This is a genomic window from Sphaerospermopsis sp. LEGE 00249, from assembly GCF_014299995.1.
GTDB classification, from domain to species: domain Bacteria; phylum Cyanobacteriota; class Cyanobacteriia; order Cyanobacteriales; family Nostocaceae; genus Sphaerospermopsis; species Sphaerospermopsis kisseleviana.
The window spans coordinates 1-14,398 of the sequence record NZ_JACJUZ010000098.1 but is presented as its reverse complement, the minus strand read 5'-3'; the positions used below and the strand labels follow the sequence as shown (position 1 = coordinate 14,398).

Annotated in this window: 13 protein-coding genes; 8 read left to right on the top strand and 5 right to left on the bottom strand. The window is 37.9% G+C overall.

The window, feature by feature from the left end:
- Positions 1 to 720 precede the first annotated feature (720 nt).
- Entirely contained in the window at positions 721 to 1,149 is a 429-nt protein-coding gene (locus tag H5968_RS22720; protein WP_187041761.1) for a hypothetical protein, read from the bottom strand.
- Between the two features lie 319 nt (positions 1,150 to 1,468).
- On the opposite strand from H5968_RS22720, the gene psbQ reads away from it, so the two are divergent.
- Both psbQ and H5968_RS22710 read left to right on the top strand, forming a co-directional pair.
- Positions 1,469 to 1,912, top strand: a complete 444-nt coding sequence (gene psbQ / locus H5968_RS22715) for a photosystem II protein PsbQ (RefSeq protein ID WP_096567236.1) — start codon at positions 1,469 to 1,471, stop codon at positions 1,910 to 1,912.
- 215 nt (positions 1,913 to 2,127) lie between these two features.
- Entirely contained in the window at positions 2,128 to 3,276 is a 1,149-nt protein-coding gene (locus H5968_RS22710; protein WP_187041760.1) for an FAD-binding oxidoreductase, read from the top strand.
- A 121-nt stretch (positions 3,277 to 3,397) separates the two neighbouring features.
- Here the strand turns inward: H5968_RS22710 and H5968_RS22705 are convergent, their stop codons facing one another.
- On the bottom strand, positions 3,398 to 4,216 hold the full coding sequence (locus H5968_RS22705; protein ID WP_187041759.1) for a Uma2 family endonuclease: 819 nt from the start codon (positions 4,214 to 4,216) through the stop codon (positions 3,398 to 3,400).
- A gap of 24 nt (positions 4,217 to 4,240) precedes the next feature.
- Positions 4,241 to 4,438, bottom strand: coding sequence for a hypothetical protein (locus H5968_RS22700; protein WP_187041758.1), 198 nt, complete (start codon positions 4,436 to 4,438; stop codon positions 4,241 to 4,243).
- Between the two features lie 640 nt (positions 4,439 to 5,078).
- Here H5968_RS22700 and H5968_RS22695 point away from each other — a divergent pair.
- Positions 5,079 to 8,582, top strand: a complete 3,504-nt coding sequence (locus tag H5968_RS22695) for a helicase-related protein (protein ID WP_187041757.1) — start codon at positions 5,079 to 5,081, stop codon at positions 8,580 to 8,582.
- Between the two features lie 73 nt (positions 8,583 to 8,655).
- Here the strand turns inward: H5968_RS22695 and H5968_RS22690 are convergent, their stop codons facing one another.
- Entirely contained in the window at positions 8,656 to 8,964 is a 309-nt protein-coding gene (locus H5968_RS22690; RefSeq protein WP_187041756.1) for a hypothetical protein, read from the bottom strand.
- 60 nt (positions 8,965 to 9,024) lie between these two features.
- On the bottom strand, positions 9,025 to 9,171 hold the full coding sequence (locus tag H5968_RS22685) for a hypothetical protein (protein ID WP_187041755.1): 147 nt from the start codon (positions 9,169 to 9,171) through the stop codon (positions 9,025 to 9,027).
- 615 nt (positions 9,172 to 9,786) lie between these two features.
- Here H5968_RS22685 and H5968_RS22680 point away from each other — a divergent pair.
- The 5 genes from H5968_RS22680 to H5968_RS25280 all read left to right on the top strand — a co-directional run bounded on the left by H5968_RS22680 (position 9,787) and on the right by H5968_RS25280 (position 14,285).
- A complete protein-coding gene (locus H5968_RS22680) occupies positions 9,787 to 10,851 on the top strand; it encodes a DUF1156 domain-containing protein (RefSeq protein ID WP_255427227.1) in 1,065 nt (354 codons plus the stop codon).
- Between the two features lie 147 nt (positions 10,852 to 10,998).
- Positions 10,999 to 11,250 carry a UPF0175 family protein gene (locus H5968_RS22675; protein WP_096572637.1) on the top strand — a complete coding sequence of 84 codons (252 nt, stop codon included), beginning with the start codon at positions 10,999 to 11,001 and terminating at the stop codon, positions 11,248 to 11,250.
- Between the two features lie 52 nt (positions 11,251 to 11,302).
- Entirely contained in the window at positions 11,303 to 11,809 is a 507-nt protein-coding gene (locus H5968_RS22670) for a DUF3368 domain-containing protein (RefSeq protein WP_272109827.1), read from the top strand.
- A gap of 304 nt (positions 11,810 to 12,113) precedes the next feature.
- The gene (locus H5968_RS22665; protein WP_222620775.1) at positions 12,114 to 13,964 is read left to right on the top strand and encodes an ATP-binding protein; all 1,851 of its coding nucleotides are present in this window, start codon (positions 12,114 to 12,116) and stop codon (positions 13,962 to 13,964) included.
- Between the two features lie 153 nt (positions 13,965 to 14,117).
- Entirely contained in the window at positions 14,118 to 14,285 is a 168-nt protein-coding gene (locus tag H5968_RS25280; RefSeq protein ID WP_222620774.1) for a hypothetical protein, read from the top strand.
- The last annotated feature ends 113 nt before the right edge of the window (positions 14,286 to 14,398 follow it).

Genomic DNA, 14,398 nt, shown 5'->3' with positions numbered 1-14,398 from the left:
GGGGACTGGGGACTGGGGACTGGGTAATCAATTTTATTATTCCCAATTACCAATCATCAATTACCAATTACCAATTACCAATTACCAATTACCAATTACCAATTACCAATTACCAACTACCAATTACCAACTACCAATTTATTAATCTTTAATACCAGATATTGAGGTAGGGTGAATAGTGTTTGAGTTGGAGATAACATAGGAGATCATGGAAGAACCGATATAAAAACCACAAAATATTAAAGTTCCAAAAAAAAACGTAAAGCTAACACATTTAACAGCAAACGGAAAAGAAAATCTACCTGATTTACCAAATGTGGAAAAGCGCATATATTTCCTCGGTGTGGTGTTGATGGTAGATAACACCTGGGGAATATTTAGACGCTGATTAATTCAACTTGCAGAATTATAGAATTATAGAATTATATTTATGACAGAAAATTTGAGATATTTCTGTTGAATATTTATCATATTTTAGGACTTACGCAAGATGTGACTGAAAACCTTATTCTTGCGTAGGGGTAATTCATGTAGCTTGCTTCCCGAAGGGTATTACCCCTACTTTCGTTCCCTTTTGCGTAAGTCCTGATATTTGTTAGCTTGGGAAGGTGTGGGAAGATAGAGAGAAATATTTTAGATTATAAATTTTAGATTGAATTTGCAAAAAACAATCCAAAATCCAAAATCCAAAATCCAAAATTCATAACTCCTGACTCCTTATCAATCAGAATTTATGTTAAAGACTTCTAATATTTGTCGGCAAATTTGTTTGAGTTTGTCACCAATAACAGGAGAAGGTAAAGACTCACCAACAAAACTCCATTGATCTACCGTTGACAGTCGCCATGCTTGCCCACGATGATCAAATCCTGATACTTCAATCCCAATAGCTCGCCGAGATTTATTGATGGGATCTTGATAAAAACGGATTTGAAATAAAACGCTACGACAGCGCCAAGATTTGCTGATTCCCGGAAAGTGAAAACCGATGTCGATGGAATCAGGATCTACGAGTTCCCTGGTTTCTTGGTCATTATGCCAAGGTTTAAGATCGCTTTTAGCATCAGGAAACTCTAATTTAAACAAGTTCACTACTGTAGCAATCTTGCTGGCTAGTTCAAGGTTTGTTGCCTGTTCAGCTGCATTCACGTTAAAACTCTCCTAATATTGCATCGGTCTGTGGGGGATGTGAAAACAGAAAACCCGCCAGAAGGTTTGTCTTATTAGTGTTTCAGCTTATCAAGAAGATTGGAAGTTTTGCAACTGTGAATGAAGATTTCCTCACATTTATCACAGGAGTAGGGGCAATCCCCCCGTGGTTGCCCTCTTGTGTCAGGATGCCAGAATTTCCTCCCGATGAAGTGAGAGAATTTTTGACAAAACTTTCACTAGTAGGAACGAAAAATTACAGTAGCGATCTAAAATGACACTGTAAATTGGTAAACAAATAGCAAATTAATTTCCTTTTATGGTGCGTCAACGCTCTATTTTGTCACTGATTCTTGTACTCTTGACTACATTCCTGATCAGCTGTGGCAGTCCTAGTGTTGCTACTGCACCTCCAACTTACACACCGGCTCAAGTTGCCAAAATTCAGGAATATTTTCCTGATATTCAGGTGGTGCGCGATCGCTCACAAGAACTGCAAACCCTGATTCAAAGCGGTGAATGGATCAAGGTGGGTAATTTTATTCATGGACCAATGACGGAAGCTAGGTTAAATATGACCTATGTTATCCCCAACCTATTACCCCAAGACCAGTCTAAAGCCAGACAAATTACCAAGGATTTATTGAGTGATTTGGTAAAAATTGACAAAGCTGCTGGTGCAGGTAACACCAGTCAAGCTTTAAGTGCTTACAAAGATGCCTTTGCAGATGTTGACAAGTTCCTACAACTGATTCCAGAGTAAAGTGACTGGTGACTGGGGACTGGTGACTGGGGACTGGGGACAGTAATAGATTTACCCATTATCAATTACCAATTACCTATTACCAGCTTTAACCAGATAACTAATCACTGACAACTAAATAACTCTGAGTCTTGAGTCACAAAACGCTAGGTTAATCAAGTGATAGGGTGAAGAGGATAGTCTTAACTCTTCATCCCTCACCGTTTACAAAATTTATGAATATAGTAATTATCGGTTGTGGTGTAGTTGGGGCAGCGATCGCCTATCAACTCAGCCAAGTTAAAGGTTTAAATATCACTGTTTTTGAGAAAAACCAACCAGCACAAGGTTCTACTGCTGCGGCTTTGGGTGTTTTAATGGGCATTATTAGCCATAAAACCAAGGGTAAAGCTTGGCAGATCCGGGAAGAAAGTATTAAACGTTATCAAACTTTAATTCCTGAACTGGAAGCTATCACAGGGCGGAAAATTCCTTGTAACCGTCAGGGTCTTGTCATGTTATTGTCTGAAGACCCAGAACACCCTTTAGAAAGTGGTGTGGAGGTAATAACAGATTGGGAACAATTACGGGAAATTCGTAAATCTCAAGGATGGCAGTTAGCTGTGTGGGACAAGGAAAAACTAGAAAAATTCTGTCCACAGGTTAATAATTCTACTGTGATTGGTGCTGTTTATTCTCCTCAAGACCTGCAACTCAACCCCACAGCGTTAACTTTAGCTTTGGTAGATGCAGCGCAACGCAATGGGGTAAAATTTAAATTTGGTGTGGCTGTACGCAATCATCAAGCCCCTTCTACTGACATAGTTCAGATCACACCCCATGTTACTGAAAAACTTAAATTTATGGAAACTTCAGAAGGTAAAGTTGAGGCAGATTGGTTTATTGTGACTGCTGGCTTAGGTTCAACTTTACTCACTAGACAATTAAATCATAAGGTAAATATTCGCCCAGTTTTAGGACAAGCTTTATATTTAAGTTTAGGACGGGTTTTAGGCAATCCTGATTTTCAACCAGTAATTACTGGCAATGATGTTCATCTTGTACCTATGGGTAATGGTGACTATTGGGTGGGTGCTACGGTAGAATTTCCCAATAATGAAGATGAGATTTTAGCTAAAAAAGAATTGTTAGAATCTGTCAAACAACAGGCGATCGCCTTTTGTCCAGATTTATCTGAGGCGAAAATTCTCCGCACTTGGTCTGGTATGCGTCCCCGTCCTGAAGGTAGACCAGCACCCGTGATTGAAAAATTAGCTAATTATAGTAATGTGATTTTAGCCACTGGTCATTATCGCAACGGTGTTTTACTCGCACCTGCTACAGCTTCAATCGTGCAAAATATGATTATGGATCAAGGTTCTTAATATTAGGTGACAGGTGACAGGTGACAGGTGACAGATTAATTAATCAATTTTTCCATCCTGATTTAATCCTGTAAATCCTTAAATCCTGGACATCCTGATTCTGACAAAAAGATTTAATTAATTAATCATCAAGTTCATCAGGATTAACACCCAACTGACGCAATTTTTCAGCCAGTATTTCCGCTTTTCTTTTTGCTTGAGTTGCTTCTTGTTCAGCAATAATAGCTCTTTCTTTAGCATTAGTAGCTTCTTCTGTAGGTTCAGGAATTAATTCTCCATCAAGAGTAAACCACCTTAACCACAACTTAGAAATACCACGAAATGAACCTGACCATAATCCTAAACTTAAACCTAACTCTGGCATGGGTAAAAGTCCATTTATTAAATTCATTGGTTCATAATGACCACCAACTAAATGAAATGCGCGGAGTTCATTGGTATAACGACTAAAAACAATATAGTAAGGAATCCGCAAAATACGTTCATAAACTTCCCATTTTGTAGGAGGTTTATTTGTAGGCAGTTGATCTTTTTGACTTTGCTTGTTACCTAAATCTTCATCTTCTGTACCAGGAGATAATAATTCCACTACCACAAAAGGATTTGCTGTTTCTTGCCAAGTCACATAACTTAAACGTAAATCTTCACCTTTATATAACCTAGAAACACCAATTACACCAAACCAATCTGGACGTTTATACCATAAAGGATGCTCTAAATGATAATAAAGATTCAGATCAGCAGCACTATAAACCAATTCTGGTGGCCAGTTTATAGGTTGAAAAGTTAGGTATAAAAGTAATGGTTGTAAAAAATGAAATTCGTCTGGCAAACCTTTTTCCTCTGGGTTCTCACTAGGTAAATCATACATTGTGGGTAGGCTTTCCCCAGGGGGAAGGGGAGGATCTGATTGAGAATTTAGGGGAGGGGATAAAGTCATAAATAAATTAAATAACCCAAGTTGCTAGTTAGGAATAGGAGTCAGGAGTCGTAGGGGCGAAGCATTCGGAAAATAACCTGTGATCAAAATTGATAATTGGTTGCCCGAATGCTTCGCCCTTAGAGGATGTTTGAAAAGTCGGAAAGGATGTAAAAAAGCTCTCTCAGTATAAGCTGTGAATAGATAATAAACAGGACCCAGAGAGTAGTATGAGTAAAGCATACCCCAGTAACCTGACCTTTTTAGTAGTACAACACAACTATATTGAGGTTTTTTGTTGAAAATGTGTGTCCAACATTGCTAAGAAGTGTTAATAAATTATGTAAAACCGCTATGTTTGGTAGTTTTTGAGGTTTAGTGTTTACGTGACACAACGCAGTATTGTTTAAGTAATTTACAGTTATATGTCTAAACCACATTGTTGCTGCTGAGGTATTTACTGAAGATTTATTACAATATTTATCTTTTCAGCAAAGAAATTTAACAAACAATAATCTAGAAAAATATTTACAACCACACTTAAATGTGATTAAGCTGTTGTGCATTTAATTTGTATAAGTGGAACAGGCATCTTGCCTGTTAAACAAGAGTTCAGAATATTAGGATTATACAATTTAGCTGTGTAACAGCTTATTATTTTTATTGATATATGACTTGCTACATCAAGCTATAAATCAGATGTAAAAATCTTATTAAGCAAAAGCTTGAGAAGATGGAGGAGAGGGGGTATTGCAGGAAAGCCCATTCCGGGTAAAACCGGGAAAAGTAGCTTAAAGATATTTGTCTATAACACTACTAACTGTTATGCAATTGAACGAAGTAAAGAGGCACAAGTAGAAATTTCTCAAATAATGGTGACAGCATGAAACTAGACCAACTGAAAGCAAATGTAATTGTACATGGTTCAATTTTTCCAGAACCAGTACAGGTATTGGTCGTTGTATCAATGGGTGATGCAATAAAACTCATTGGTACAGGAGTCAACACTAACCATACCTATCAACCAATTCTCAATGCTGAACAGTTGGAACAGTTGGAATCTACACCGGAAAAAGAACCCTTTGATGGTAATTCCCAGCATTTTCGGTTCGGTGTAGAAGCATTACGTTTGGGGTTGTCCTATGAATATGACCCTTATTTCGCGTTGGCGATCGCTCGTGTAGACCCCTTACCACACCAACTAGAAGCAGTTTACGACTATTTCCTCAAACAACCACGCATCCGGTTCTTACTCGCAGATGACCCCGGTGCTGGAAAAACCATCATGGCAGGGTTACTACTGAAAGAACTGAAAGTGAGAGGATTAGTTCAACGTACACTAATTATCACCCCTGCTAACCTGACATTTCAATGGCAGCGAGAACTCAAAGACAAATTTCGAGAAGAATTTGAAGTGATACGCGGTGATGTGCTACGCGCTAACTATGGTTCTAATCCCTGGCAAGAAAAAAATCAAGTTGTCACTTCCGTATCTTGGGTTTCTCGCATCGAAGACGCAAAAGACAGTTTATTAAGAAGTAACTGGGACTTAATTATTGTAGACGAAGCACATAAAATGAGTGCCTACAGTTCCGATAGTAAAACCTTAGCCTATAAACTCGGTGAAGAACTGGCAAAAATTACCGACCACTATTTATTAATGACAGCCACGCCCCATAAAGGTGATCCAAAAAACTTTTGTTTATTCCTAGAATTATTAGACCGAGATGTTTATGGAGATGTCCAAAGTTTAGAAGAAGCAATGAAACGGAATAATGCTCCTTTCTACTTGCGTCGGACTAAAGAAGCTTTGGTTACATTCCCTGAAGAAACAGGTATTGTTAAAAAACTCTTCACTAACCGTAAAGTTGAAACTATTGAATTTCAAATTGATGCAGAAGAATTAGAATTTTACAATGCACTTACTGATTATGTAGAAGACCAATCAATCAAAGCTGCCAGTGATGATACAGCCAGAGGTAGGGCGTTAGGTTTTACCATGGCTATGTTACAACGTCGCTTTGCTTCTAGTATTTACGCTGTCCGTCGTAGTTTAGAAAGAATGCGCGATAAACGCCAAAGAATTTTAGAAGATCCAGAAAGCTATCGTCAAGAACAAATTAATAAGAAATTACCAGACAATTTTGAAGAATTACCAGAACCCGAACAACAAAAAATTATCGGTGATTTAGAAGGTGTAGTTGCTTCCATAGATCCCTTTGCATTGACACAGGAAATTATACAATTAAATCAACTAATTAGTCAAGCACTAATATTAGAAAAACGGGAAATTGAATCTAAATTAGTTAAGTTAAAAGAAGTAATTACCCAAAAAGGAATATTTAAAGATCCAAAAATGAAAATGCTCATTTTTACCGAGCATAAAGATACTTTAGATTATTTAGTAGGAAAATTAAAAGAATGGGGATTAACTGTTACTCAAATTCATGGCGGAATGAAAATAGGTGATAGAGATACGCCCAATACTCGCATTTATTCAGAACGGGAATTTAGAGAAGATTGTCAAGTTTTAGTAGCTACAGAAGCAGCAGGGGAAGGTATTAATTTACAATTCTGCTGGTTTATGATCAATTATGACATTCCCTGGAATCCAGTGCGGTTAGAACAGCGCATGGGACGGATTCACCGCTATGGACAGGATAAGGATTGTCTAATTTTTAACTTTGTAGCTATTAACACCAGCGAAGGTAAAGTTTTATGGAAACTGTTTGAGCGGATTCACGCTATTGAAATGGACTTAGATCCAGAAAGGACGGGTAAAGTATTCAATGTACTGGGTGATATTTTCCCTGCTAATCAGTTAGAACGGATGATTCGGGATATGTACGCTCATAATCTTACTGAGGCTGTAATTGTTGATCGCATTGTAGAACAGGTAGATACAGAACGTTTCCGTAAAATTAGTGATTCAGCTTTAGAAGGACTTGCTAAACGAGAATTAAATTTATCACAAATAATTGGTAAATCTGCTGAAGCTAAGGAACGGAGATTAGTACCTGAAGTTATCCATGATTTCTTTGTGCAAGCAGCACATATAGCGGGGATTCATCCCAAGGAAACAGCTAAGGGTAAGAAAATATACAGAATTGGGCGTGTTCCTCGGACTTTATGGGCAACGGGAGATAGGTTAGAAAATCGCTTTGGTAAGTTGGGACGAGAGTATAAAAAGATTACGTTTGATAAAAATATTTTGACAGATGACCCGACATTGGAATGGGTGACACCAGGACATCCCTTATTTGAATGTGTACGAGATGAGGTTTCTAACCAAGTACAGGAAGATTTGCGTCAGGGTGCGGTGTTTTTTGATTTACACCGTCAGACACCAGCGAGGTTGGATGTTTTCTCGGCTGCGATCGCAGATGGACGGGGTAGAAAACTCCATGAACGTTTATATGTGGTGCAGACAGAGTTAGATGGAACAATGACTGTCCGTCAACCAACTTTATTTTTAGATTTAGTACCAGCAAAAATAGGAGATTTTACCAGCCAAAACGAAGTACAAACAGAGAATAATCACAATAATAATAACTCTGTTAATTTAGTTAATTATTTACCAGATGATAGTAATTTACCCAGTCGAGAACAGGTAGAACAAGCATTAATTGAACAGGAATTAAATAGCTTTTTAACAGAAATTCGCACACAGCGACAAAAGGAAGTAGAGACAATTTCTAACCATATAGAAATTAGTCTGAATGTGATTATTGATAAAGTCCAGATTCAATATGCAGAGTTATTTCAACTGAAAGAATCTGGTTCTAAAGAACAAGGGTTAGATGGTCGTATTAAACAATTAGAAGACCGATTATTTGAATTAAATGGGAGGTTAGAACAGCGACGGGAAGAATTGCAGCAAGAAGCCAGTTGTGCAATTACTGATATTCGTCATCATGGACGTGCTTGGGTATTACCCCATCCTGAAAGAACTTCTCCAGAAATTGCGCCGATGGTATCTGATGATGAGATTGAAAAAATAGCAATACAGGCAGTTATAGCTTATGAAAAAGCTAGAGGTTGGCAAGTTGTCAGTGTAGAAAAAGAGAATCGCGGATTTGATTTAATATCCCGTGAAATTGATTCTGGAGATCCATTAAAAGCAAGTAAAGTCAGGTTTATTGAAGTCAAAGGACGGGCAAATATTGGTGAGGTAGCGTTAACAACCAATGAATATAAAACGGCAGAAAGATTGAAGGGTGATTACTGGTTGTATGTAGTATTTAATTGTGCTTCCTGCCTGTCGGTAGACAAGGCATCTCCAGAAGTTCATACTATTCAAGATCCAGTGAGATTAAATTGGCAACCATTTATAAAAATAGAACATTATCAATTGAAAACAGAAGACCTTTTAGGAGGTATAATATAGAAGTGCTTAGATACCGGACTTCTTAAAGAAGTCCGGTATCTGAAAGTCTTTAATTTTGTTTTAGGCGATCGCTTTACTTATCCATTAGTTGCATCAAAATTGCTTCTAGTCTTTCTAAAGCAGCATTAATTGAGCGTTGGTTTTCCTCAAATCGTTGCTGGTGTAGTTCAAAATTGCGGTCAAGTCTAACTATGATGTCATCTAAAATGGCACTTCTTCCTAAAACACTGGTAGCTGTATTAATAAAGTCATCAACTTTATAAGTAATATCGTCAACTTTACCTGTTAAGTTATCCAGTGTTGTAGCAGTAGTTTCTTGTTGTACCGCCACGCGCTCTAAAATCACTTCTATCCGGTCTAATCTACTTAATTCAGTTGTCATGGTTCCGTTGGGTTGGTTGTTTGGGGTTGTTAGTGCGATCGCTCTAACTGTCATTGGGTTTTAAGTGTGGCTAGTTTCTTGATTGTCGTTAACATAAGTAGCCATGAAGTCAGCAATAACATCACTCATGGTTTTATTTTCTAGTACACACTTACTTTTAAATTTTTGTCTTAATTCTGGCTTAACAAAAACTCTTATTTCTGCCATATCTTTTTTACTCTTTTGTTTATCCATCATATCCATTATATCCATTATTTCATTAACGTACTCATACAAAAATCTTATCATATACGTCATCTACAATAACAATATCCAATACATCCAATATGTCAGCTAGTGGATATAGTTGCTATATTAAAAATATCCATCATAAATTACTCACTAATTGCTGATTGATTACTTTTAAAAATACCTTGTAAGTCTTGATAACAAAGGATTTTAAGGTTTTCAATCAGTCAGTCAGAGTGATTAATAAACCATGTAATTGGTGTGGTTTTTCTGCTTAATCCAATTCTGATTAATGACTAATTGAGATTGTAACCTTTATGAGACAAAGAGTTAGTAGATCAACTTTACTGATGGGGATGTAGAAACCCCATCTTCAATGAAGTAAGATGGGGTAGTTCATCTACAAGTTACTCCTTCAATAACCACCTAATTCAAACAAAAAACCATGAACACCATCAAATACCCTAAACGCCTCTTAAATTTTTTAAGAAGTTCGGGATCTGAAAGTCTGTGTGCTTAGATCCCGGACTTCTTAAAGAAGTCCGGGATCTGAAAGTCAAAAATTACGGGAAATTCTAATTCAAACAAAAAACCATGAACACCACCAAATACCCTAAACGCCTCATCGAAGTTGACTTACCCATTAAACGCATTTCTGCCCACGCCCGACGGGAGAAATCCATCAGACATGGGCATATTTCTACATTACATATTTGGTGGGCAAGACGACCTTTAGCCGCTTGTCGGGCTGTTATTTGTGCGGCTTTATGGCCTGACCCTGTTGATGAAAATTGTCCCCAGTCTTTTCGAGATTTAGCTACGGAATATATTACTAATTTTGCTAAAAAAGCTATAGCTATAAATAGTGATTTCTCTAAAAATTGTTCTACTGAAATATGGACTAAATGGCAAGTTTTAGCTAAACCAGAAAATCAGTTAAATTCTCATAATCCTCAACACTGGAATATATTAAGAAATAGCCTACTAGATTTTATTGCTGATTTTGCTAATTGGGATAATTCTACACAAACTGATTATTTAGAAACCAGTCGGAATTTAACTCAAGCTGCACATGAAGCTTTAGGAGGAATACCAGGAACAAAACCATTAGTAGTTGACCCTTTTGCTGGTGGTGGTGCTATTCCGTTGGAAGCGTTGCGAGTGGGTGCGGATGCTTTTGCTTCTGATATTAACCCGGTGGCAGTATTGTTAAATAAGGTGGTGTTGGAATATATTCCTAAGTACGGACAAACCTTAGCGGATGAAGTGCGAAAATGGGGACAGTGGGTAAAGGAAGAAGCAGAAAAAGAGTTAGCCCAATTTTATCCAAAAGATGCTGATGGTAGTACACCAATTGCTTATTTATGGGCGCGGACTATTATTTGTGAAGGTCCAGGATGTGGTGCGGAAGTGCCGTTAATGCGGTCTTTGTATTTGTGTAAAAAAAGTAATCGCAATATTGGTTTAAGGATAATTCCGAAACCGGAAGATAAGCGGGTAGATTTTGAAATTATTGAAAAGCAAAAGAGTAAATGGGTAGTTAGTGATAACCCAGAAATAGAAGTAAAAAATCCTAGTTTTGATGGCACTGTTAAAAGAGGTTCTGCCACCTGTCCCTGTTGTGGTTATACTACTCCGGTGGCATCGGTGAGTAGATGAAGGAGCAGGAAACAACCAACGCTTTTGGGGACTTGCTCAGGCATTATCCGCATTATACCCCACCGGTACAGAGGAAAAACGCTGGGTAGATGGGGTATTAGCCAGAAAGAAAGGACTAGGATTTTAATTTTCATGGAAGCTAACTTTATGACGAAAGTAAATCTAGACTTACCCCCAGAAGTATTTTCAGCCCGTCGTCTTTCCCCAGATGACTTTGTACGTGATATGCGCCTAGCAGCCGCTATATACTGGTATCAAAAAGCGGAAATTTCTCAAGAGAAAGCTGCACAAATTGCCGGGTTAAACCGCCGCGACTTTCTTGCAGCCCTAGCCCGTGAACAAGTGGATGTATTTTCTGTAGATTTTGATGATTTAGAACAAGAATTAGCCCGTGAATAAAAACCTGTATTTTGTCCCCAACAATTACCTATTAAAGCCCAAAGATTAAGCCGTGACTGAAAAATTGCCAAGTATTGCCATCAAACCTGCAATTAACACCTCTCCCCTAATTTTTTTGACTAAAGGTGGTTTTCTCCATTTATTGCAGATAGTCAGCCCGGAAATCACTGTTCCTCAAGCAGTGTCCACTGAAATTCAGGCTTATGGAGAAACAGACATCACCGCCTCTAGTCTCGCTCATACCTCCTGGTTGGTAGTGACAGAAACACCTCCCATACCCAGCATCATTCAAACTTGGGATTTAGGGGCTGGTGAATCTGCGGTTTTAACTTGGGCTTATGTAAATCCTGGCACTGAGGTAATTATTGATGATTTAGCAGCCCGTCGTTGTGCAGCAGCTTTGGGCATTCCCCTCCGGGGAACTTTAGGTATAGTTCTTACAGCTAAACAACGAGGGATAATTCCATCTGCACGCCCAGTTTTAGAACAACTGCGCCTCTGTGGAATGTATTTATCTGATAAAGTGATAAATCAAGCATTAAGATTAGTAGGGGAATAATTCTATATCCTATCCAAATCCTTCACTTTTGAGATCAATTTTCTCATTTATAGCTGTAGCCAGGATGATTAGGACATGATTGAGTATTGAAACCTAATCATAGTAAGGGTTTTACTATTGCCTTTTGCCTTTTGCTTTCTGCTATAAGCCCCGTTCAAGTTGAAACCTATAGTTTTTTTATGGCGCAAACTCAAGTTTTCAAGATGGATGGAGTTTAGCAAATAAATTGTTCAAGAAGTTCTGGTTTAACTTCATAACCCAAACACTCCCCACTCCGCACTCCCACACACATTTAAATTTATTTATGGCAACTATTAAACCTTGGTACAAAATTGATGGACTAACACCCCGCGAAGACCTACGGGAAGGTAAACCTTTAGATGCTGCGGAATTTGCAGTACATTTAGACCAGGTTAGAAATCAAAAAGCACCTGCTGACTATCAACAACCAGAAAGGTTTTTTGAACGTACCTATTTAACTAAATATTTAACAGAATTTTCCGCCCAAGTTGTGCGACGTTTATCGGGTGAAAAAACAGAAACTTCTGCTATTTTTAATCTTTCTACTCAATTTGGTGGCGGTAAAACCCACGCCTTAACTTTACTTTATCATTTAGCTAAAGGTGGTGCTATTGCTAATAATTGGACTGGTGTACAAAAGATATTACAAAAAGCAGGTATTTCTTCAGTTCCAAAAGCAGCAGTAGCGGTATTTGTCGGCACTGAATTTGATTCTCTTAATGGCCGCGGTGGTAATGATGGTACACCATTACGGAAAACTCCCTGGGGAGAAATTGCTTATCAATTAGGTGGAGAAAATGCCTTAGCTATATTAGCACAACACGAAGCAGAATTTATTGAACCTAAAGGCGATGTTATTAAACAATTTCTGCCTAAAGATCAACCCTGTTTAATATTAATGGATGAAATTATTAATTATGTTAGTACCTATCGTGGCAAGGGTTATCACAACAGTTTATATAATTTCATTCAAGCATTATCAGAAACGGCTAGAGGTTTAGATAATGTAGTGTTAGTAGTTTCCATTCCCGCTTCCGAAATGGAATACACCTCAGCCGATGAAGGAGATGAACAAAGATTTAAAAAAATGCTGGATAGGGTGGGTAAACCTATCATCATGTCAGCAGAAGCAGAAACTTCAGAAATTATCAGAAGAAGACTATTTGAATGGGATGCTGGGGCTGTCAGTGCAGATGGTAGGATTATGTTACCAAAAGATGCTATTAATACCTGTAATGAATACGCAGACTGGGTACTAGACCACCGTCAACAACTTCCTAATTGGTTTCCTGTAGATAACCCCCGTGAAGCTTTTTATGCTACCTATCCTTTCCATCCCTCAGTGCTATCAGTATTTGAGCGCAAATGGCAAGTTTTACCCCGCTTCCAACGCACCAGGGGAGTATTACGACTCCTAGCATTGTGGGTATCTAATGCTTACCAACAAGGATATCAAGGCGCACACCGTGACCCCTTAATTACTTTAGGAACAGCACCACTAGATAACCCCCAATTTCGCGCTGCTGTTTTTGGACAATTAGGCGAAGATAGATTAGAAGGTGCAGTAACAACTGATATTTGTGGTAAAAAAGATTCCCATGCTATTCGTTTAGATATGGCAGCTGATGACCAAATTAAAAAAGCACGACTGCACCGCAAAGTCACAACCACAATATTTTTTGAATCTAATGGTGGTATTTTACGTGCAGAATCTACTATACCAGAAATTCGGTTAGCAGTAGCAGAACCATCTTTAGATATTGGCAATGTAGAAACAGTTTTAGAGACACTAGCTACAGATTGTTATTATTTGTCAATAGAAAAAAATAAATATCGTTTTAGTCTGTCACCCAACTTAAACAAAATTTTAGCAGACCGTCGCGCCAATATCCAATCAGAAAGAATTGCAGAAAGAGTCAAAGCCGAAATTAAAAAAGTTTTTACTTCCCATCCAGGAATACAATTAATTTACTTTCCAGAAAATTCTAGTACAATTTCTAATCGTCCTGTTTTAACTTTAGCAATATTAGCACCAGAACATTCTATCCAGGATAGTCAGACTCTAAAAATGATAGAGTCCATGACTAAAGAATGTGGTACATCAGATAGAACCTTTAAAAGTGGGATAATTTAGGCAGTTGCTGATACTGATACCAAACTGCGAGAAGAAGCGAGAAAAGTTTTAGCTTGGGAAGATATACGGGACGAGGAACAAGGACTAGATGAAAACCAAAACCGACAATTAGGAGAAAATCTGAAAAAATGTGAATCCAACTTAAAAGAAAGCGTGTGGAATGCCTATAAATATGTTGCTTTATTGGGTAAAGATAACAAAATTCGTGTAATTGATTTTGGACAAGTTAACTCTAGTCAAGCCGATAAATTAGTTAACTTAATTATCAATAAATTACGGCAAAGTGACGATGTTATTGATATTATTAACCGTTCGTGCTAAACTGAACAAATATCCATCTGTTTAGAATGGCACTTTAAAAGGCAGAACCTTTACTGGTGTAACGGCGACACTCGCTATCCCATTTGCAAAAGCATTTGGGAATACTTTTCTGA